This is a genomic window from Pseudomonas akapageensis (genome assembly GCF_011355085.1).
GTDB lineage: Bacteria > Pseudomonadota > Gammaproteobacteria > Pseudomonadales > Pseudomonadaceae > Aquipseudomonas > Aquipseudomonas akapageensis.
Window position 1 is genome coordinate 19,704 of record NZ_VXCP01000057.1, and the last position, 19,575, is coordinate 39,278.

19 protein-coding genes are annotated in these 19,575 nt (G+C 61.7%); 7 read left to right on the plus strand and 12 right to left on the minus strand.

The genetic code is table 11. The features are described 5' to 3' along the window. Positions 1 to 17 precede the first annotated feature (17 nt). Positions 18 to 2,006, minus strand: a complete 1,989-nt coding sequence (locus tag F2S13_RS27395; protein WP_166366868.1) for an alkyl/aryl-sulfatase — start codon at positions 2,004 to 2,006, stop codon at positions 18 to 20. Positions 2,007 to 2,101: 95 nt separating this feature from the next. Then, positions 2,102 to 2,821 (minus strand): Crp/Fnr family transcriptional regulator, encoded by a 720-nt coding sequence (locus F2S13_RS27400; protein WP_166366870.1) that lies wholly within the window; start codon positions 2,819 to 2,821, stop codon positions 2,102 to 2,104. A 128-nt stretch (positions 2,822 to 2,949) separates the two neighbouring features. On the opposite strand from F2S13_RS27400, the gene F2S13_RS27405 reads away from it, so the two are divergent. Next, on the plus strand, positions 2,950 to 3,714 hold the full coding sequence (locus F2S13_RS27405; protein ID WP_166366872.1) for a class II aldolase/adducin family protein: 765 nt from the start codon (positions 2,950 to 2,952) through the stop codon (positions 3,712 to 3,714). An 11-nt stretch (positions 3,715 to 3,725) separates the two neighbouring features. After that, the gene (locus tag F2S13_RS27410; RefSeq protein WP_166366874.1) at positions 3,726 to 4,712 is read left to right on the plus strand and encodes a 2-hydroxyacid dehydrogenase; all 987 of its coding nucleotides are present in this window, start codon (positions 3,726 to 3,728) and stop codon (positions 4,710 to 4,712) included. Between the two features lie 154 nt (positions 4,713 to 4,866). Here the strand turns inward: F2S13_RS27410 and F2S13_RS27415 are convergent, their stop codons facing one another. The 3 genes from F2S13_RS27415 to F2S13_RS27425 form a co-directional block, all read right to left on the minus strand. Continuing rightward, entirely contained in the window at positions 4,867 to 5,055 is a 189-nt protein-coding gene (locus F2S13_RS27415) for a hypothetical protein (protein WP_166366876.1), read from the minus strand. Beyond that, a complete protein-coding gene (locus F2S13_RS27420) occupies positions 5,052 to 5,855 on the minus strand; it encodes a DUF2092 domain-containing protein (protein ID WP_178119054.1) in 804 nt (267 codons plus the stop codon). The genes F2S13_RS27415 and F2S13_RS27420 overlap by 4 nt, the downstream gene beginning before the upstream one ends. A 187-nt stretch (positions 5,856 to 6,042) precedes the next feature. Next, entirely contained in the window at positions 6,043 to 6,870 is an 828-nt protein-coding gene (locus F2S13_RS27425; RefSeq protein ID WP_166366880.1) for a substrate-binding periplasmic protein, read from the minus strand. 196 nt (positions 6,871 to 7,066) lie between these two features. Here F2S13_RS27425 and F2S13_RS27430 point away from each other — a divergent pair, with 196 nt between their 5' ends. Together F2S13_RS27430 and F2S13_RS27435 are read left to right on the plus strand one after the other, a co-directional pair. Next, positions 7,067 to 7,837, plus strand: coding sequence for a hypothetical protein (locus tag F2S13_RS27430; protein ID WP_166366882.1), 771 nt, complete (start codon positions 7,067 to 7,069; stop codon positions 7,835 to 7,837). Positions 7,838 to 8,075: 238 nt separating this feature from the next. After that, positions 8,076 to 8,504 (plus strand): thioesterase family protein, encoded by a 429-nt coding sequence (locus F2S13_RS27435; protein ID WP_166366884.1) that lies wholly within the window; start codon positions 8,076 to 8,078, stop codon positions 8,502 to 8,504. Between the two features lie 18 nt (positions 8,505 to 8,522). On the opposite strand, the gene F2S13_RS27440 is transcribed toward F2S13_RS27435, so the two are convergent. The 5 genes from F2S13_RS27440 to F2S13_RS27460 all read right to left on the minus strand — a co-directional run bounded on the left by F2S13_RS27440 (position 8,523) and on the right by F2S13_RS27460 (position 14,026). Further along, the gene (locus tag F2S13_RS27440; protein ID WP_166366886.1) at positions 8,523 to 9,746 is read right to left on the minus strand and encodes a type II toxin-antitoxin system HipA family toxin; all 1,224 of its coding nucleotides are present in this window, start codon (positions 9,744 to 9,746) and stop codon (positions 8,523 to 8,525) included. After that, positions 9,746 to 10,048 (minus strand): helix-turn-helix domain-containing protein, encoded by a 303-nt coding sequence (locus F2S13_RS27445; protein ID WP_166366888.1) that lies wholly within the window; start codon positions 10,046 to 10,048, stop codon positions 9,746 to 9,748. The genes F2S13_RS27440 and F2S13_RS27445 overlap by 1 nt, the downstream gene beginning before the upstream one ends. Positions 10,049 to 10,150: 102 nt before the next feature. After that, positions 10,151 to 11,098, minus strand: a complete 948-nt coding sequence (locus F2S13_RS27450) for a SphA family protein (RefSeq protein ID WP_166366890.1) — start codon at positions 11,096 to 11,098, stop codon at positions 10,151 to 10,153. A 110-nt stretch (positions 11,099 to 11,208) separates the two neighbouring features. Beyond that, positions 11,209 to 12,999, minus strand: a complete 1,791-nt coding sequence (locus tag F2S13_RS27455; protein ID WP_166366892.1) for an acyl-CoA dehydrogenase — start codon at positions 12,997 to 12,999, stop codon at positions 11,209 to 11,211. Positions 13,000 to 13,108: 109 nt separating this feature from the next. Then, complete coding sequence (locus F2S13_RS27460) at positions 13,109 to 14,026, minus strand: LysR family transcriptional regulator (RefSeq protein WP_166366894.1); 918 nt, start codon at positions 14,024 to 14,026, stop codon at positions 13,109 to 13,111. A gap of 273 nt (positions 14,027 to 14,299) precedes the next feature. Between F2S13_RS27460 and F2S13_RS27465 the strand changes: the two genes are divergently transcribed. The 3 genes from F2S13_RS27465 to F2S13_RS27475 all read left to right on the plus strand — a co-directional run bounded on the left by F2S13_RS27465 (position 14,300) and on the right by F2S13_RS27475 (position 17,378). Then, positions 14,300 to 15,607, plus strand: a complete 1,308-nt coding sequence (locus F2S13_RS27465; RefSeq protein WP_343047623.1) for an acetamidase/formamidase family protein — start codon at positions 14,300 to 14,302, stop codon at positions 15,605 to 15,607. Positions 15,608 to 15,750: 143 nt separating this feature from the next. After that, entirely contained in the window at positions 15,751 to 16,608 is an 858-nt protein-coding gene (locus F2S13_RS27470; protein WP_166366898.1) for an HvfB family MNIO-type RiPP peptide maturase, read from the plus strand. Then, positions 16,608 to 17,378, plus strand: coding sequence for an HvfC family RiPP maturation protein (locus tag F2S13_RS27475; RefSeq protein ID WP_166366900.1), 771 nt, complete (start codon positions 16,608 to 16,610; stop codon positions 17,376 to 17,378). The genes F2S13_RS27470 and F2S13_RS27475 overlap by 1 nt, the downstream gene beginning before the upstream one ends. Here F2S13_RS27475 and F2S13_RS27480 read toward each other — a convergent pair. Continuing rightward, positions 17,350 to 18,666 (minus strand): ATP-binding protein, encoded by a 1,317-nt coding sequence (locus F2S13_RS27480; RefSeq protein ID WP_166366902.1) that lies wholly within the window; start codon positions 18,664 to 18,666, stop codon positions 17,350 to 17,352. The genes F2S13_RS27475 and F2S13_RS27480 overlap by 29 nt on opposite strands. Continuing rightward, positions 18,663 to 19,403, minus strand: coding sequence for a response regulator (locus F2S13_RS27485; RefSeq protein WP_166366903.1), 741 nt, complete (start codon positions 19,401 to 19,403; stop codon positions 18,663 to 18,665). The genes F2S13_RS27480 and F2S13_RS27485 overlap by 4 nt, the downstream gene beginning before the upstream one ends. Positions 19,404 to 19,575: the final 172 nt, after the last annotated feature.

Genomic DNA, 19,575 nt, shown 5'->3' on the forward strand with positions numbered 1-19,575 from the left:
GATCGAGGTGTACATGATCAGGGCGTGACGATATTGAACTGCGGACTGAAGGTATCCAGCGCCCCCAGCAACTCGCCCAGTTTCTTGCCGTTACCCTCGAGCTTGATAAACCCTTTCTGGATCGCCGTCGGGAAGTCCAGTTGCTTGAGGCTGATCTGCTCCAGGGTGGACTTGTCCATGCTGAGGCTGGCATCGGCCTGGGGGTTGCTGCCGGCGCGGTGGGTCAGTACGCCGTTGCGCAAGGTCAGGTTGAAGGGCTGGTTCTGGTCGGCGAAGGTCCAGTTCAGGGTCAGGTCGTGGCCCACGGCCTTGTCGCTGTCCAGGCGGATGGCCAGGTAGTCGAAGAACATGTCCGGGGTCATGGCGCGGACCATGTCGGCCGACACCGAGCTGCCTGCATAAGCGGGTACGCCATTGCGCAGTTCCATCACCGCGGTGAGGTACATGTTGCGCCACAGGGCGTTTTCGCTCTGGTAGCCCAACTGTTCCAGCGCATCGGCCTGGGCCGCGCGGCCCTGGGTGTTGTCCGGCTCGGCGAACATCAGATGATTGCCCAACTGCGCCGCCCAGCGGTATTCGCCCTTGACCATGGCCTCGCGCATCTTCTCGACCACTGCAGCAGCGCCACCCATGGCCTGCACGTAGTGCTGGGACGCCTCCACCGACGGCAGGGGGTTGAGGTTCGCCGGGTTGCCGTCGTAGAACCCCATGTAGCGCTGATAAACGGCCCGCGAGTTGTGGCTCAGCGAGCCATAGTAGCCACGGGTGTACCACTTGTTCTCCAGGGCGCCGGGCAGCTTCTGCATGTTCTGGGCGATTTCCATGGGCGTCATGCCCTGGTTGAGCAGGTGCAGGGTGCGGTCGTTGAGGAATGCGTACATGTCGCGCTGGTCGGCGAGCAGGGTGCGGATGCGCTCGCCACCCCAGGTCGGCCAGTTGTGCTGGGTGAACAGCACGTCGCTCTTGTCGCCATAGCGGGTCAGGCTGCTGTCCAGGTACTGCGCCCAGGCCTTGGCATCGCGTACCAGCGCGCCCCGTGGCGTGAGGATGTTATGCATCATCTGCGTGGCGTTTTCGGCCATGCACAGGGCACGCAACTGGGGCAGGTAGAAGTTCATTTCCGACGGCGCTTCGGTACCCGAGGTCAGTTGGAACTCCACCTCGAGCCCTGCGATGGTGCGGGTGTCGAGTGCCTTGCCGATCAGGTCGGTGGGCTCGATCAGGGTGATGCTGCCGCCCACCGGCAGGCTCTTGCCCACGCCGGCGTCGACCTGGGCCTTGTCGCCACGCGGCAGCAACGTGCCGAACTGATACTGGGCGCGGCGGCTCATGGCGTTGCCGGCGTACACGTTCTCGCTCATGACGTGTTCCATGAACCCGGACGGCGCGTACACCTTGACCTTTCCGGCCTTGACGTCGGCCTCGTCGATCACCCCGCGCACACCGCCAAAATGGTCCACATGGCTGTGGCTGTAGATGACCGCCACCACCGGCTTGCGCGGGCGGTTCTGGTAATACAGGTCGAGCGCTGCCCTGGCGGTTTCAGCCATGGTCAGCGGGTCGATAATGATCAGGCCATCATCACCCTCGATGAGAGTCATGTTCGACACATCGAGACCGCGCACCTGGTAGATCCGTGGGCTGACTTCGAACAGGCCGGCGTGGGCGCTGAGCTGGGCCAGGCGCCAGAGGCTGGGGTTGACGGTGTCCGGGGCCTGGTCCTTTTCCAGGAAGCGGTAGGCGTCCATGTCCCAGATCACCTTGCCGGCGGCATCCTTGACCTGGCCCTTGAAGGGCGCCACCAGGCCACGGGTCACCGACTCGTAGTCGGTGCGATCGCTGAAGGGCAGTTGCTGCAGGACGGCGGCGTTGCTGGCGGCCGTGATACTGCTGGCTGCTGCCGGCAAGGCCGTGGGGTCTTGAGTTGTCGCGAACACGGGTTGCGCCAGGCAAGCGGTAATGAGACTGGCCAACAGGGCGCGAGGGGGCAGATTGAAGCTAGGCATGAAAACTCCGTTTTCTTGTCGTTATTGCGGGCGTCCTGAGCCTGAGGTTTGCGAGCAAAACCCGCGCAATCGTCAAACGACAAAAAACATGCAGCCTACTGCCCCGAGCGGCCCAACGCCTCCAGCTGCTGGGGTGACAGAATCTCGATGCGGCCATAACCCAGGGCCAGGATACCTTCGCCTGCCAATGCATTGAGCTCGATGGACAGGGTTTGCCGCGACACGCCCAGCATCATCGCCAGGGTTTCCTGGGGGACGTGCAGCGTGTGGTGCATCTCCACGCTCTGGATCGAATCGCCATGGGCCAGCGCCAGCAACCGGCGCGCGACACGGGCGCGCAGGCCGCGCAGGGTGGCATCCTCCAGCAGCCCGAAGAGGGTACGGATGCGCCGGCTCAGCAGGGCAATGATGGCCTGGGCAAAGGCATTGTCCTGCATCAGCCGGGCATAGGCGTCGTTGGGTACCACCAACAGCTCCAGCGCAGTCAGGGCCGTGGCGTCATGGGTGCGCGGCACACCATCGAAGGGGGTGATCTCGCCGAACCAGCTGCCGGGTTCCAGCACCGAAAGAATGGCTTCGCGGCCATCGCTGCGCAGGGTGGAGATCTTGATCTGGCCGGATACCAGGCCATAAAAGCCACCGCTTGCCGCATCCACCGCTTCGTTTTGGCGAAACACTACAGCTCCCTGACCCACGTGCTGCCATTGGCAGGCTGCGAGCAATGCCTCACGGGTGGCAGGGGGTAGATTGCTGAACCAGGGGTTGATCGAGAGTGCCTGACGCTGGGCTTCGGACAGGGGCGGGTGCAGGGGCATACAGGCGTCCGGATGGTCGGAAAGCGGCAATTGTCGGATTCCCGATAGTTGGTGGTCAAGGGCGTGGCTAGAGTGAGCCTCGTCGCCCTGACAACAACTACAACCACAACCTTTGGGAAGATCCGACCATGAATTGTGCCGCGCCCTCCGATGTTCAAGCACGCGTGTCCGCCGAAGAGTGGAATCTGCGCGTCAACCTGGCCGCCTGCTACCGCCTTGTGGCTTTTTACGGCTGGACCGACCTGGTGTTCACCCATATCAGCGTGCGCATTCCAGGACCGGAACATCACTTCCTGATCAACCCCTATGGCTTGATGTTCGACGAAATCACCGCGTCGAATCTGGTCAAGGTCGACCAGGACGGCAACAAGGTGCTCGACACCCCGCACCCGGTCAACCGCGCCGGTTTCGTGATTCACAGCGCCATTCATGATGCCCGCGAAGACGTCCAATGCGTGCTGCACACCCATACCCGCGCCGGCGTCGCGGTGAGCGCGCAGAAGTGCGGGGTGTTGCCGATCAGCCAGCAGTCGACCTTCGTCCTGGCTTCGCTGGCCTATCACGACTATGAAGGTGTGGCGGTGCACGATGAAGAGAAGCCGCGCCTGCAACACGACCTGGGCACCGCCAGTTTCTTCATGCTGCGCAATCACGGCCTGCTGACCGTCGGCAAATCCGTGGCCGAGGCCTTCCTGGCCATGTACCTGTTCGAAAGCACCTGTCAGATCCAGCTCTCGGCCCAGGCTGGCGGCGAGTTGCTGCAGGTTGATCCGCAGATCATCGAAGGCACCGCCCACTCGATGAAAGTACAGACCAGTGGCCTGGGCGCGGACTTCGTCTGGCCGGCCTTGCTGCGCAAGCTCGATCGCACCGACACCAGCTATCGCACTTGAGGAGTTCGACCATGACCCGGAAAATCTGCATCGCCATTTCGCGCCAGGTTTCCGAGCCGATACTCGAGCGCCTGCGTTCACTCGGCGACGTGCGCATGCCGGACTCGGACGCCCCGGCCGATCTCGCCGAGCTGTTCAAGGACGCCGATTACGCACTGGTTACGCCGCTCGATGGTCGCATCGATTGGGCAGTGCTGGCGGCATGCCCGCGACTGAAACTGATCAGCACCATCAGCGCCGGCTACGACCACATCGACATCGAGGCCTGCACCGAGCGTGGCATTCATGTCTGCAACACCCCCGGCGCGGTGGTCGCGGCCACCGCCGACCTGGCCTTCGGCCTGATGCTGGCGGCAGCGCGCTGTATCGTCGAAGCCGATGCCTTCGTCCGCGCCGGGCGCTGGGGCAGTGGTTCGGCACCGATCTACGGCATGGACGTGCACCACAAGCGCATGGGCATCATCGGCATGGGACGGATCGGCGCGGAACTGGCCAAGCGTGCGCGTGGCTTCGACATGGAGGTGAGCTACTACAACCGCCGCCAGCTGCCGCCGGAAGAAGAGGCGCGGCTCGGTGTGCGTTATCTGGATCTCGACAGCCTGTTGGCGCAAAGCGATTTTGTCATGGTGCAGGCACCCTATGGGCCGGACACTCGCCATCTGATCGGTGCAGCGCAACTGGCGCGGATGAAACCCACCGCCGTGCTGGTGAATGCCGCACGTGGTGGCGTGGTGGATGACGCGGCGTTGGCTGCGGCGTTGCGCGACAAGCGCATTGCTGCCGCTGGGCTGGACGTGACGGAGGGCGAACCGAGCGTTCATCCGGATTTGTTGCCGCTGAGCAACCTGGTGCTGGCTCCGCACATCGGCAGCAATACCCGCGAAACCCACTTGCGCATGGCGATGGAGGCAATCGAAAACCTGCTCGGAGCGGTCCAGGGCGCGCCGTTGCGCAATTGCATCAACAAGGCTGAGGAGGCTGCCAGCGTGCCAGCCTGAGTCGTGTCATCCTGTGGGAGCGGGCTTGCCCGCGATTCAAACGCCGCGGTATGTCTGAATTTTTGCAGTGTGGCCATCGCTGGCAAGCCAGCTCCCACAATGACCCTCCAAGTTTTCTGCAAGCTGTCTGTCAGCAGTTATAGGCCCACACCGCTCACCGCCGCGCCGTGCGCCGCGCCACCCCGGCAACGCTCACTGGCGTCAGTGGGCGCCCGACCACGGCTTCGGCGGAGGAGATGATGCTGTGCACCCCGGGAACCGAGAACGCCTGGCCCAGTTCAAGGGCGCAGACCATGATGAACCCGCCCAGCAGGCAGGCACCGACTAGCTTCACACTGTTCATTTGGCTTTTCCTTTGACAAAGTTCGACGGCAGTTCATCGGCCTCGGGAAGGTCCTTCAGGTCGATCTGCTTGGCGTTCGTCGAATTGTTGAAGACAAAATTGTCGTGCGGGACATCACCCCCGGTTTTCCAGTTGTGGATCTGGATACTGTACTGGGGCGAGCCGGCCACGAGCTTGGAGGTAATGACATAACGGCAAGGGTAGGGCTGGTTGCCCTGGGCGATCCAGATCTGCCAGTCCACTTCCTTGGTGCGAAAGGCCAGGTGGTCGCACTCCACGCCGCCGATCACGCCACTGCCCAGGTCCTTGGCGTCGACCACTTCAGGCATCAACTGATCGTGTACGTTGGCCATCAGCAAGTCGGCGCCGGGAAGGGGCCGATCGTATTTGTCGCGCAATACATCGACCAGGTTATCGACGGTGCCGGGTACTTCGACCTGGGTATAGAGGTTGGCGTTCTTGCCGAACACGGTCAGGGTTTTCCCGTCAAACAGCATCTCGATATTGGCAAAGCCACCGAAGCGGTTGCTATGGACTTTGTCGGGCCGATTGAGCAGGACGCTGCCGGAACTCGCCAGCGCCAGTTTCTGCTTTTCCTTGGTGACGATCTCGAAGTTGGTGTCGTAATCAAACGACAGGGTCGTTTGCGCTGCCAGGTACTCGGACATGTTCTTGACCAGCGACCGGGCATTGGCAGAGTCTTCGGCATGGGCGGGCAAGGGCGCCGCCATACCGATCATCATTGCGAGCATTGCGCCAGCGATGTCGGGCGCAGGGAGGTTCCGTTTCCAGGCCGTCATGTGCATCTGAGCTCACCCATTCTTGGAGTGTTGGCAGAACATCAGATTTATAACGATAGCCCCTCCACGAAGCAGGTACTGCAAATAGGCCTGCCATCGGGCGGGTAACTCAACGCCGTGCTCAGCGACGGTGAAAGCCTCCACCGCCACCCATCCTGGGAGCAGTCATCTTCTGTCAACGTGTGCATCAGGGCGTACCGGCGGCGTTTTCGATAATTTCCCGGTAACGGCCGTTCTCGTGGATATGCTCCAGGCCGCGATTGAAGTCGTCGATCAACTGGACGGCATCGGGCAGTACCCGGGGCACGATGAGATAGTTCAGGTCGGTGGCAATGACTTCCCCCACCGGGACGACCTTGTGCTCCAGGTGGAGCCTCCTGTTCAGGCTGCCAGCCACCATGGGGTTGATCGCCGTGAGCTCAACCCGCCCGGAACCCACCATCAGCAGGCAGTTCTCGATATCCGAGGGCCGTTCGAGCTTGAAGCCGTAGTGCTCGATGGGCTGCAGCAGTTGCGTGGTATCCCAGCCGTCCGGGATGCAGAGGGTTTTGCCATACCATTGCCGGGTATCGGCCATGGGGCTGTCCAGCAGGGCGAAGAAACGTATCTGGCCCTGGTAGATAGGGTGTGAATAGAGGAAGTGTTGCTTGCGCTCTTCGTTCATTGCCCAGGGGTAGGAGGCGGCATAGTGGCCGGCACGGGTTTGCGCCGCTGCCCGCCGCCAGGGCATGAACATCAGGGTGGTCTGATAGCCCGCGGCCTCGAAGGCCGAGCGCACGATCTGGCTGCTCAGGCCCTGGCCTGGCAACGACTCGCTGACGTAAGGCTGGAACTCGCCGGTGGCCAGTTTCAGTGTTTCGGCCTGGACAGCCGGCAATGCACCCAGCAAAAGCCATGAGAGCAGGACACTGGGGAATAGCCGAGGTCGTCGGTGGGTGTCGCCCAAGCGAAATCTCCAGGTGTCGGACAGGAAGGCGCGGTTCAGCGCTGCATTATCGCTGAAGCCGGCAATCAAGATAGCCCTCCTGGATCATATCGAGCGAAATGTCCTCGTTGCTCTTGTTCCCGCGCTCTGCGTGGGAATGCCTCACCTGACGCACTGCATCTCGACGCGGGGAACGTCTGTCGCTGCATTCCCACGCAGAGCGTGGGAACGAGAAATCCCGGACTATGCTTTCTTCACCGCCGTGCAGCCTGGAAGGAGCGTGAAAATGGCCACCGTAACCCCGGATTCAGCTTGCAAGTATCTCAAGGAGCTCGCGCTGCCCGGTCTGGCGCGTGGTTTTGACTTCGAGGGTGGGCCGAGCCTCGACTTCGATGCCTTGAAAGACCAGGCGGCCGTGGTCGGTTCGGAAGTGGTGTCGTTTGCCAAGGGCGTTTCGGCCGAACACCGCCAGGACATTACCGATTGCACCTTGTTGGCGCAGTTGGCGGCAAACAGGAAAATCACCCCGGGTAGCGGGATCTTCGACTGGTACAACGATTACTTCGCGGTATTGGAGAACCTGGGCTGGGTGATCCAGTCAAAAAGCTTTGACGTCTATCACGCCCAGGCCGATGGCCTGGAAACCCACGAGGCCATTCTCAAGGTCGCGGCCGGTTTGCTTGGCGCAGGCTCTGGCGCATTGGCGATCGTGGTGTCGACGCTGGAAGCGATGAAGTCGATGGACGCGGATAACCCCTGGATCACCATCTTCAACCGCGAAAGCCGGCGCGCGAAAGCGACAAGGTTTCAGATCGCGCTTGCGCAACAGCAAGATAACGGCGCGCTGGGCATTTCGATGATGGCCTTTGCACTGGAAGCCGATGCCGTCACGACCCAGGTGCTGTTTTTCAAGGTCCGTTCCGATGCGCTCCAACTGGAGCATTGCTCGGGCCAGGTCACTGTCGACGAAGCGGTGCTGACGGGTGTTCGTGATGCCTTGCGGGAGAAACTGATTGGTCGGAGCAAGGGGTTCATTGATTCGATTGATCTGGGGTAGTGGGGGCTGCTTGGCAGCCCATCGCGGCGGTCCGGCGATCCGGCAAGCCCGCTCCCACAGGATATGTGTGGATCCTGTGGGAGCGGGCTTGCCCGCGATGACGCCAGACCAGGCAACGCAATACTCCGATCAGACATCACGCCACGAGCGACAATCCAGCTCAGCCATTTAAGAACCAGTGACTACCCATTACACTTCACGTCACAAAATCGACGACTGACTCAAACCGAGACCTTACATGGCCCGCCTGCACCTGGAATTTCCTGAAGATCAGTTTTACTACACGACCCAGCTGACCGTCCGCGTGACCGATATCAATGCCGCCAATCATCTGGGCAACGACTCGATGATCTCGATGATTTCCGAAGCGCGCGCCCGCTTTCTGTTCGATTACGGTGCGGACTCCCAGAGCATCATCGTCACCGACCTGGCCACCACCTACCGCGCAGAAGCCCACGCTCGCGATCAATTGCTGTTCGAGGTGGGGGTGATGGACTTCAACAAGTACGGCGGTGACATCATCTTCCGCATCACCCGCCCGGCCGACGGGACGCTGATCGCCATGGCCAAGTCGGGTTTCGTGTTTTTCGACTATGTAGCCGGCAAGGTTTCGGCGATGCCGGCTGATTTCGTTGCCAGGTTTCCCAAGGTCAATAAACTGGCTTGAAGCCGCTTTTAACCGTGCTCATACCAGCAAGCGCTGACCGCCGATCGCAGCAAGCGCCAGCCGCTGCTCCTGTTCAGCCAGATGCTCGCGGTAGTGGGCCTGCAAGTCCGCCTCCCAACTGGCTACGTCGTCAAGAATGGCGCAGGCCTGCGTCTGGTCCAGATGGTAGTGCGCGGCTTGGCTCAGCAGGTTACGTCGAGTCAGAGCATGCCCAAACTTGCCGACCGCCATCGCCAGGCGAGGCGGTGGCGAGCCATCCAGGCAGGGAACCACGTCGTACATCGGCGATAACCGCCAGCGACCCTGGTCAAAGATCACGCTGACATTCTTGGGATGATCGTCATCATTGCCGACCAGGATGTTGAAGCAGATTCTACGGTAGAGTTCGTGTTGGTCCTCGACAGGCACCTGGCGCCGGTTCATCTCGTCCACCAGCAAGCCATAGCGCCACTCCTGTTCATGCGCGGCCGGATTCTTCCAGTCACTGTCGAGCAACGTCAAACCACTCATCATCGGCAAGCGTAGAAACTTGCCATCGTTGGTTGCTCGGCGATCGAAGCGATCCACGAGCAAGGTACTGGCCTTGCCACGGTGCAGTTCGACGTGTGCGACATGCAGCCCCTTGCTGGCAGCAAACGACATTGCAGCGAACTCCAGTGCTGGAACGTCGAAGTCGTCGTGTCGGTCCCGCGGTTTGGCCAGGATAAGTCTGTCATCGACGCGTAGCGTGCACTTGGGGCGCGCACCACCGAGCGAAGAGCGTTGTCGCAACGCCTGACGTGCCATTTCATCAGTGAGTTTCGGGAAGCCATTCTGGATGTTGTCGGCAAAGGCGATAAATTCGTCCAGTGCCGTGAGCCTCGAAATACCTGCCTGTCCAACCCCGTTCGGCGGCGTCTTGGCAACTCCCATCATCAGGCTGCCGGCGCGGTCCTGATTGGGGGATTTGAGGAGGAAATCCAAGGCATCCAATGTCCCGTCGCTGGTCTTGAGCAGCACCCGCTCACCCCATCCATCCGGCGCGGCATCGCGGATGAACCCCGGAATGCCCTGGTTTTTGGTGATGGCCTGAAACACCTGGGCACGCAATGGGTAGCGAATGGGATCGGGTACCCAGCCGCCCTCGGCGACATACTCGGGGTTGTAGACGAATTCGCCGACACCGGCCCGGGTGTCGAGTCGCCCAAGGGTGACGGTTTCGAGAGAGTCGGGAAGTTGCATGTACACATAGACCCGTCGCATCAGAAATCGTCCTTCGCTGTTTTTTTCAGTCGGACCCGATGTTCCGGGGCATAGGTGGCCAGGGCAGGCGGCGCAATGATCGGGAAGACGTCGCCAAGCAGGCCAAGGTGCCAGAGCACGACCATGTAGGCACGCATCTCGACCGAAGGGGCTCCGGTTTCGATTTTGCCGAGAGTCTGGGTGGAAATGCCAACAGCGTCGGCGATGTCCTTTTGGCGTATTTTTCGTTCCAGGCGCCTGTTTTTGACCAGAAGGCCAATGTTTTCGAGCTGTTCAGCGCAGGCGAGAGGAAATATCTTCATTTATAAGCTCTCTCAAAGTCACTCTTGTGGCGTTTAAGAGTGACTATAGCATTGCTTATGAAAGAAGATAGTGTGCCATTCGAAGGCAGGGAGGCCGCAAGATCATCCCTTGCCGGACAACGGAATCGCCAGGCTCAACCACACATTCCAGCCATCCGGGCGATTCTTTGCGTCGAACTCGTGATACCCCTTGAGGTTGATGTACCAGAGTTGTTCGCCAACCTTGAAGAAATGCCCGACCTGGGGCCCTATGCCTGCGACCCGCGATTTGAAAGAACCCTGGGTAGTGCCGCTACCGCTGTCGCCGGTGACCTGGTTGTAGAAGTAGCCCACCAGGCCGGCATGGGTCTGTGCGGTGAAGAAGTGCGAGGCGCTCATGTCCAGGTGGGAATCGATACCGTTCTGGTAGTCGATGTCGGTGTTTTCCCAGTTGTAGGTCACGCCCGCCACGGCCGAAAACTCGTTGACCTTGTCGAAGTAGGTGTAGCCGCCACCGGCATCGAACGAAGCGTGGCCCAGGCCGAGGTTGACCAGCCGATCGGGGTCATAGGCGCCGACGGGAATGTTGCCCATGCTGTAGGCCATGAAGTTGTGCACGCCATGGTTCCATTTCATCGTGCCCAAAAGGTAAACGTCGCTGGTGCCCCAAAGGGTGTCATCCAGACCGCCGGAAAAGGTACGTCCACGCGGGCCGGTTATCGTGGCATCAACACTGGCCTCGTCACGGCCGGAGGCAACGGCTACCGAGATTGCCGCCTGGGCTCCCAGGAAAGGATCGGCAAAGGTATAGGTCGGGAGGGCGTACACCAGGTCGGCTGTTGCGTCGAGACCCAGTGTGGTACGGCCGCCGCGTGGAATGGCCGTGTTCGAGTCTTCACTGACTTTGGCATGGTAATAGATCAATGGCAGGCTCCAACCGGGTTCGGTCGGTACAGCGGCCAGTGCGCCGAACTGGCCGGGCAACCAGAAGCTGATGCCGCCTTCGTCGGCCAGTACGGCGGTTGCTGGCAAACACGCCAACAACCCAAAAATGCCTAGGGTTCTCTTCATGAGTACTCGCTTGTTGAGCTGTCCTGGATGCTCGCAATTTAGTCGAGCTGAATTGCAAGCGTTTGTTCCCGGATGCCACCTCATGAAGGGGGCATCCGGGCCACCCGCGATCAGAACTGCTCGTCGTCCATTTCCAGCGCCGCATCGCCACCCTGAATCACGCTATGGGCCAGGCCATTGGCGCGGGCCAGGATGTGGTCGGCGTAGAAGCGTGCAGTCAGCAGCTTGGCGCGATAGAAGTCCTGCTCGCTGGTGCCTTCCTTGAGGCGGGCTTGCGCCACCAAGGCCGACTGGGCCAGCTGCCAGCCGCCGGCAACGGTGCCGAACAGTTCCAGGAAGGGCACCGAGCCGACCGAGACCTTGGCGACATGGGCGTCATAGTTGTCGACGATGAAGCCCACTGCCTGCTCCAGCGCCACTATGCCCTGGCCCAGGGTCCGGCCGATCGCGTGCAGTGAATGATCGTCGACCAGGCGCTGCGCCACGGCGCGCATCTGTTCGATCACCAGGCCGATGGCATGGCCCTTGTCACGGGCAATCTTGCGCCCGATCAGGTCGGCCGCCTGGATACCGGTGGTACCTTCATAGATGGTGGTGATGCGCGCATCGCGCAGGTGCTGCGCGGCGCCAGTCTCTTCGATGAAGCCCATGCCGCCATGAATCTGCACCCCGAGGGAGGCGATATCGATCGCGTTTTCGGTGCTCCAACCCTTGACCACCGGGATCATCAGGTCGACGAAGGCCTGGCTGGCCTTGCGGGTTTCAGCGTTATCGTGGCTATGGGCGGTGTCCATGGCGGTGGCGACCAGGCAGGCGAGGGCGCGCATGGCTTCGGTGCGCGATTTCATCGACAGCAGCATACGGCGTACATCGGGGTGGCGCAGGATAGCGACCTTGTCGCGGCTGCCGGCGCCGACTTCGGTGCCCTGCACGCGATCGCGGGCGTAGGCCAGGGCGCGCTGGTAGGCACGATCGGAGAGGCCGATGCCTTCGATGCCGACGGAGAAACGCGCGGCGTTCATCATGATGAACATGTATTCCAGGCCACGGTTTTCTTCACCCACCAGCCAGCCGGTGGCGCCGCCTTTGTCACCGAAGGACAGCACGGCGGTGGGGCTGGCATGGATACCGAGCTTGTGCTCGATGGACACGCAACGCACGTCATTGCGTGCGCCCAGGCTACCGTCGACCTCGACCATGAATTTCGGTACCACGAACAGTGAGATGCCCTTGACGCCTTCCGGTGCGCCGGGAACCCGGGCCAGCACCAGGTGCACGATGTTGTCGGTGAGGTCGTGTTCGCCGTAGGTGATGAAAATCTTCTGCCCAAAGACGCGGTAAGTACCGTCGCCTTGAGGCTCGGCGCGGCTGCGCACCGAGGCCAGGTCGGAGCCGGCCTGGGGTTCGGTGAGGTTCATGGTGCCGGTCCACTCGCCGCTGATCATCTTCGGCAGGTAGGTTTCTTTCAGGTAGTCGCTGCCGCGCAGTTCCACGGCTTCGATGGCGCCACGGGTCAGCATCGGGCACAGGCCGAAGGACACGTTGGCGGCGTTCCACATTTCCTCGACCAGGGCCGAGACCAGTCGCGGTAGGCCCTGGCCGCCGTGCTCGGGGTCGCAGGACAAGGCATTCCAGCCGCCTTCGACGAACTGCTGGTACGCCTTGTGCCAGCCCTTGGCGGTGTGTACCTCGCCATCGACCCAGCGCGCGCCTTCGCGGTCGCCGCTGACGTTCAAGGGCGACAACACACCTTGGGCGAACTTGCCGGCTTCGGCGAGGATAGCGTCGGCCAGGTCCGCGCTGACGTCCTCACAACCGGGTAATTGACTGACTTGATCGAGCAGGCCAAGTTCATTCAGGACGAACTGCATGTCGCGCAGGGGCGCGGTGTATTCACTCATGGCGGAATTTCCCTTTGGTTCGCTGGGCAAGCCGCATACGGCTCGGGCAAATGCCAAGTAGATCAGACTGCGCGGCGAACACCCCCACCCGTAGCGAGTGGGCGGCTCTTTACCGGCGCAGCGCCAGTCGGGTGGTCAGGAAGTCGATGAACGTCCTGACCCGCAGTGAAACGTGACGCGCATGGGGGTACAGCAGGTTGAAGGGCCGCGTGGTGCCCCCATGCTGGGGCAAGAGCTCGACGAGTTCGCCGGACGCCAGATCCTTCTCGACGATAAATCGATAGGCCTGGACGACGCCCGCCCCATTGCGCGCCAGCGTGACCATGCCCAGATAGTCCTCCAGACAGGTATAGCCGCCCTGAGTCGAAACCTCGACCGGTTTGCCGTCTTGTAAAAAGGACCAAGGCATTTTACGCCCGGTGCTGGGCAACTCGAACTGTATGCAATCGTGTTTTTGCAGATCGTCCAGTGTCGCCAGCGGCGCCGATCTTTTCAGGTAGGCCGGCGCTGCGACCAGGACCATTTCGGCATCTTCGAGTTTTCGCGCAATCAGCGAGGAGTCGACGGGATCGCGTCCGCGTATCGCCAGGTCATAACCCTCATCGGCAAAGTCGATATTGCGGTTGCTGACGTGGACCGCCACCTGCATGTCCGGATACAGCTGGCGGAATTCCGGCAGCAACGGCAACAGGCGGTAATGGGCATAGGGCGTCGGCACGCTGATGCGCAGCAGCCCCGAGGGCGCACTCTGCCGACCTGCGACTTCGCGTTCGGCGTCCACCAGCTGTGACAGTGCCTGGCGGCATTGTTCGTAATAGGTTTGTCCACCTTCGGTCAGGCGCATCTGGCGCGTGGTGCGCACGAACAAGCGCACCCCCAGCCGCGCTTCCAGGCGCGACACCGAACGGCTGACGGCAGCCGGGGTGACGCTGGCGGCGGTGGCGGCAGCAGTGAAGCTGCCCATTTCCGCTGCCAGGCAGAACAGCTCGATGCTTCCCAGCTGGATATCGTCGAAATGGCGTTGCATGACGGGGCTCATTGATTACATGACGTATCAATACAATGCCTGAATTGCGTTTTTATCAATAGGAGGAGCATCCAGGCGCAGGGGGCTGCAGAGCCGGATCACCCGTGTATCAAACTGTGTATGAACACGCGTGGGATACATACGCTGCCGTTTCGGCTACTGCACGACACATCAGCGATACACGCCTTCGGTCAACTGGGCGGGTGGGCTGGCGTTACCCGCTCGCGCCTTGTCGATCATCGAAGGAGTACCAGCGTGTCCAGAACTTCCAGCATTGAGCAATTGCCCGTGGACCACCTGCGGGTTCAAACCTATACCAACGGCATCATTGGGCCCAGCCAGCCGATGCTGGGGCCTCTGGCCGATGGCGGCACCCTGGTTACCGGAACCCCGCCGGGCTGTTGGGGGCCAATGATCACGCCGGCCTTCCAGGGCGGTCATGAGGTGACGCAACCGGTTGCGATCGCCGGCGCCGAGGTCGGTGATGCGGTTGCATTGAAGATTCAACGCATGCGCGTCACCTCGCTGGCGACCTCCTCAGGGGTGATGAAATTTGTCGAAGGTCGCTACCACGGTGACCCATTCGTGGCCAAATTCTGCGCTGCCTGCGGCACCGAGCACCCGGCCAGTCATGTCGAAGGCGTTGGCGAGGACGCCATTCGTTGCAATCACTGTGGTGCCGAGGTGAGTGCATTTCGTTTCAGCCACGGTTACGTGATTGTGCTGGATGAGGAAAACCAGGTCAGCCTCACCGTCAACCAGGACGTGGCCAACCGCCTGGCCGGTAACGCCGGGGAAATGTCGGCACTGCCGGAGTTGGCGGCCCAGCATTCGATCCTGTCGCTGGCTCGCGCTGACATGCCTGGCGTGGCGGCGCATATGCGGCCGTTCCTCGGCAACATCGGCACTACGCCTGCGCGAGACTTGCCGGACTCGCACAACTGCGCCGATTTCGGCCAGTACCTGATCGATGCACCGCACCGCTTCGGCATGACCCATGACGAGCTGCACGCGGCCAAGACCGATGGCCATATGGACACCAATTCCGTGCGCGAGGGCTGCATCCTGATCTGTCCGGTCAAGGTGCCGGGGGCCGGCGTGTACATGGGCGACATGCATGCCCAGCAAGGCAACGGCGAGATCGCCGGGCATGCCACGGATGTTTCCGGGGAAACCCGGCTCCAGGTGGAAGTTATCAAGAACCTCACCCTGGAAGGTCCGATCCTGTTGCAAAACTTCGAAGACCTGCCGCCCATGGCCCGGCCAATGAACGCCCGACAACGGCAGCAGGTGAAGGCGCTGGGTGCTCGCTGGGGGCAGCATGAAGTCGAGCAGAGCGGCCCGATTACCTTTGTCGGCAGTGGCGTGAACCTCAACGCCGCCACTGAAAACGGCCTGCGTCGCGCCGCCGCGGTCACCGGGCTGCCCTACGACGAAGTGCTCAACCGCGCCACCATCAATGGCTCCATCGAGATCAGCCGTCTGCCTGGCACGGTGCGCGTCACCTTCCTGTGCCCGATGGCGATCCTTGACCGCATGGGCATCGGCCATCTGGTGCGCGAGAAGTATCAGCTGCAGTAACCGTCTCTGGCTGGCGTGTATCTGATTGTGTACGAACGCCTGGGAGATACACCCGCACAGGTTTTTGCGGTGCTGGACACACAGTCCGGATACACGCCGGGGGTTAACTGTGTTCAACCTCTTTCTTATCGGAGATTACCCAGATGCTGGCAATTGAATCGACTCCACTGCAGGCCAGGGCCGCCGGGCTTGGCTTGCGCCGGGCATTGCTCAAGGAACTGCAAATCGCCGCCCCCGGTGATTTCGACTTTCTCGAAGTGGCCCCGGAAAACTGGATAGGTATCGGTGGCGCCCATGGCGCGGCGCTGAACGCGCTGGCCGAGCGCTACCCGCTGACCTGTCATGGTCTGTCCCTGTCCCTGGGCGGTAGCGCGCCACTGGATGTGGCCTTTCTGGGCGAAGTGCGGGTGTTCCTGGAGCGTTACAAGGTGCCGCTGTACAGCGAACACCTGAGTTACTGCAGCGATGACGGGCACCTGTACGATTTGCTGCCGCTGCCATTCACCGAAGAAGCGGTGCACCATGTGGCCGCGCGGATCCGCCAGGCCCAGGATGTGCTGGGCCGGCGCCTGGCGGTGGAGAACGTGTCCTACTATGCCGCACCCCGTCAGGACATGGACGAGTTGACCTTCACCAACGCGGTACTCGCCGAAGCCGATTGTGATCTGCTACTGGACGTCAACAACGTCTATGTGAACTCGGTCAACCACGGCTTCGATCCCCATGGGTTCCTGGCCGGCATCGCACCGGACAGGGTGGTCGCCATGCATGTGGCCGGGCATTACGACGAATCCGACACCCTGAAGATCGACACCCATGGCGCACCGGTCAAGCCGGTGGTGTGGGATCTGTTGGCACAGGCCTATGCGCGCTTCGGTGCACAGCCGACCTTGCTGGAACGTGATTTCAATTTTCCAGGTTTCGATGCATTGCTGGCCGAGTTGAACACTATCCGCCGCCTGCAGCATCAAGCTGACGGCACCCGCCGGGAGGTGGCCTGATGTCTGGTTCAAAGACACTGCTTGACCAGCAACTTGCCCTGACCGGGTACCTGCGCGACCCCGACAACCGCCAGCCACCGGAAGGGATGGATGTGGCGCGGGTGGAGGTTTACCGCGAGCTGGTCATGGAAAACCTGGTATCGCTGCTCAGCAGCACTTTTCCAGTATTGATCGGTGTTCTGGGCGACAAGGCCTGGCGCGAACTGGTACGGGCCTTTTTGCGCGACCATCGCGCAGCCACGCCAAAGTTTGGCGAAGTGGCCCAGGAGTTCGTTGCCTTCCTGTCTGCCTGGGAACCGTTGCAGGCCGATGGAGCCTGGCCAGCGTTCACCGTGGAGCTGGCCCATTACGAATGGATCGAGATGGCGCTGCAGCAATCCGAAGCTGCGCCTTTGCCTGAAAGCGCTGCCGATTTGCTGTTGGAGCGGCCGCTGCGCATCTCGGCCCTGGCCTGGCCTTTGGCCTACACCTGGCCGGTCCATCGCCTTGGGCTCGATTATCAGCCCGTGGCGGCGCCGGCCCAGCCGACCTTGCTGCTGATTCGTCGTGGGGCTGACTGGCGTGTTCGCTTTTCCGAGCTGAGCCCGTTAGCGTTCCGCCTGCTGCAGCGTATTGAAGAGTTTGCGCAGCTTAATGGGCAAGAACAGTTGCTGGGCCTGGCCGAGGAGGTCGGCAATCAGGCGCCTGACGGTTTCATCCGCAGTGGCCTGGCCCTGTTGCAGCAGATGCACGCCGAGGGCGTTATTGGCGTGGCGGAAGCGGCAGCGTGAGTTCCGCTTCCAGGCCACCGCCTTCGCGGTTGCGCAGGGTCAGCGTGCCGCCGGTGGCCTGGGCCAACTGCTGGGCGATGGCCAGGCCCAGGCCGGTACCTCCGGTGCTGCGGTTACGCGAGCTTTCCACGCGATAAAAAGGCTTCATGACCTGCGCCAGGTCATCCTCCGGGATGCCCGGGCCGCGGTCCAGGACCTTGATCGACACCCGGCCATCGGCCGTTGGCGCCACCAGCAGCTGTGCCGCGCCAGAGAACTTCAATGCGTTGTCCAGCAGGTTGACCAGTATCCGTCGCAAGGCGTGGGGACGGCTATCGAGCACTACCCCGTGCTTGCCTTCCAGCTGCACGTCCTGGCCGGTGTCCTGATAGTCGAACACCAGGCTGTCGAGAAACGAATCCAGATCGATACGGCAATTGGCCTCGCTCGCTCCGTGAACGCTGCGCGCATAGGCAACGCCTTCGCGCACCAGATGCTCGATCTCGCCCAGGTCCTGGGACAGTTTTTCCTTTTCCGCAGACTCGTCCATGAACTCGGCACGCAGTTTCATCCGCGTGATCGGCGTCTGCAGGTCATGGGAAATGGCGGCCAGCAATTGCATGCGCTCTTTCAGGTAGGCAGCGATACGCTCCTGCATGGCATTGAATGCGGTCGCGGCGTGGGCAACCTCGGTGGGACCGCTTTCATCCAGGCGCGTGGCGTGGGCATTGGGGTCCAGGGTTTCCACGGCGCGGGCAAGGCGAGTCAAGGGGCTGATCGCCGTTCGCACCGCCAGCCAGGTGCAGCCCAGCAGAAGTCCGAGCTGCAACAGGAGCACGATAGGCAACCAGAATGCCAACGGGACATTTGCCGGGGTGACGTCGATGGTCACCGGGCTGCCGTCATGCAGCTTCAAGTGGACCTGGAAATGTGGCCGCACCCCTGGGATATCGGTGAACGTCAGGGGGTAGTCCTCACCGATCGCCAGTTTGATCGGGCGTACGGCCACGGGCGGGGCATTCATGTCCATGGGCACGCCGGGTTCGCCTTCGCCGAGCAGATAGCGGTAATTGTTCTGTTCCAGGCGCGGCAGCCAGGCGGCGCGTTCGTCTGCCGGCAAACGGTCGAGCACGGCGATCGAGATGGAGACGTTGCTCTCCAGGTTGCCCAGCATCGTGTTCCGGGTGCTCTGGTAGCGTTCATAGAACTGCGCGCTGAAGGACAGGGCATGGGCGAGCAACAGGCTCACCAGAAAGATCAGCGACAGCCGCGACGCCAGCGTACGCGGCCAGCGCAGCCAGCGGCTCACGGCTGCTCCCCGAGGATTTCCACCGGCAGGGAAAACACATAACCCTCGCTGCGTACGGTCTTGATGTAGGCCGGTTCCCGGGCATCGTCGAGCAGCCGTTGGCGCAAGCGGCTGACCAATAGATCAATGGAGCGGTCGAACAGATCGGCATCGCGGCCCTGGGTCAGGTTGAGCAACTGGTCACGGTTCAGCACACGCTGGGGATGGTCGAGAAATACCCGCAACAGGCGGTATTCGGCACCGCTCAAGGCGACCATGGTGCCGTCCTGGTCGAGCAGGTGGCGGGCGGAGGTGTCCAGGCGCCAGCGGCCGAAAGCCAGCAGACGACCGGTTTCGGTGACCACCAGGTTGGGCGGCAACATCCGTGTGCGCCGCAATACGGCATTGATCCGCGCCAGCAGCTCACGGGCTGCGAACGGCTTGACCAGATAGTCGTCGGCGCCCATTTCCAGGCCGATGATGCGATCGGTTTCATCGTTGCGGGCGGTGAGCATCAGCACTGGAGTGGTCTTGTGCTTGCCGGCGCGCAGTTCGCGGCACAGCAGCAGGCCGTCATCGCCCGGCATCATGATGTCGAGCACGATCAGGTCCACCGGCGTGGTCTCGAGAAAGGCGCGCATCTGCCGCCCATCGGCGACCACGGTGGTGCGCAGGCCATTTTTCTTCAGGTAGTTGCCCACCAGTTCTCTGATCTCGCGATCATCATCAACGATCAGAATATGGTCGACATGTTCCATGGGTGCAGCCCCCTGCGAAAGTGTGGTGGGTGTGCATTCTAGCGAGCGGCCACAGGCGCGCCCGCGGCCCTTTGTATTGCAGTGTATCCGGGCCGGCCGCGGATACAGTGAAAGGCAAAATGCACATTTTTTTCGGCGGTTTGTATCGCTGTGTATCCAGATGCCGTTTGGA

Bases quoted from the DNA above. Each gene is read 5' to 3' on its own strand.
- F2S13_RS27430 (WP_166366882.1), top strand. From the start codon at position 7,067: ATGGCCACCGTAACCCCGGATTCAGCTTGCAAGTATCTCAAGGAGCTC.
- F2S13_RS27445 (WP_166366888.1), bottom strand. From the start codon at position 10,048: ATGAAGATATTTCCTCTCGCCTGCGCTGAACAGCTCGAAAACATTGGC.
- F2S13_RS27485 (WP_166366903.1), bottom strand. From the start codon at position 19,403: ATGGAACATGTCGACCATATTCTGATCGTTGATGATGATCGCGAGATC.
- F2S13_RS27405 (WP_166366872.1), top strand. From the start codon at position 2,950: ATGAATTGTGCCGCGCCCTCCGATGTTCAAGCACGCGTGTCCGCCGAA.
- F2S13_RS27450 (WP_166366890.1), bottom strand. From the start codon at position 11,098: ATGAAGAGAACCCTAGGCATTTTTGGGTTGTTGGCGTGTTTGCCAGCA.
- F2S13_RS27410 (WP_166366874.1), top strand. From the start codon at position 3,726: ATGACCCGGAAAATCTGCATCGCCATTTCGCGCCAGGTTTCCGAGCCG.
- F2S13_RS27435 (WP_166366884.1), top strand. From the start codon at position 8,076: ATGGCCCGCCTGCACCTGGAATTTCCTGAAGATCAGTTTTACTACACG.
- F2S13_RS27395 (WP_166366868.1), bottom strand. From the start codon at position 2,006: ATGCCTAGCTTCAATCTGCCCCCTCGCGCCCTGTTGGCCAGTCTCATT.
- F2S13_RS27460 (WP_166366894.1), bottom strand. From the start codon at position 14,026: ATGCAACGCCATTTCGACGATATCCAGCTGGGAAGCATCGAGCTGTTC.
- F2S13_RS27440 (WP_166366886.1), bottom strand. From the start codon at position 9,746: ATGCGACGGGTCTATGTGTACATGCAACTTCCCGACTCTCTCGAAACC.
- F2S13_RS27475 (WP_166366900.1), top strand. From the start codon at position 16,608: ATGTCTGGTTCAAAGACACTGCTTGACCAGCAACTTGCCCTGACCGGG.
- F2S13_RS27400 (WP_166366870.1), bottom strand. From the start codon at position 2,821: ATGCCCCTGCACCCGCCCCTGTCCGAAGCCCAGCGTCAGGCACTCTCG.
- F2S13_RS27415 (WP_166366876.1), bottom strand. From the start codon at position 5,055: ATGAACAGTGTGAAGCTAGTCGGTGCCTGCCTGCTGGGCGGGTTCATC.
- F2S13_RS27470 (WP_166366898.1), top strand. From the start codon at position 15,751: ATGCTGGCAATTGAATCGACTCCACTGCAGGCCAGGGCCGCCGGGCTT.
- F2S13_RS27455 (WP_166366892.1), bottom strand. From the start codon at position 12,999: ATGAGTGAATACACCGCGCCCCTGCGCGACATGCAGTTCGTCCTGAAT.
- F2S13_RS27420 (WP_178119054.1), bottom strand. From the start codon at position 5,855: ATGACGGCCTGGAAACGGAACCTCCCTGCGCCCGACATCGCTGGCGCA.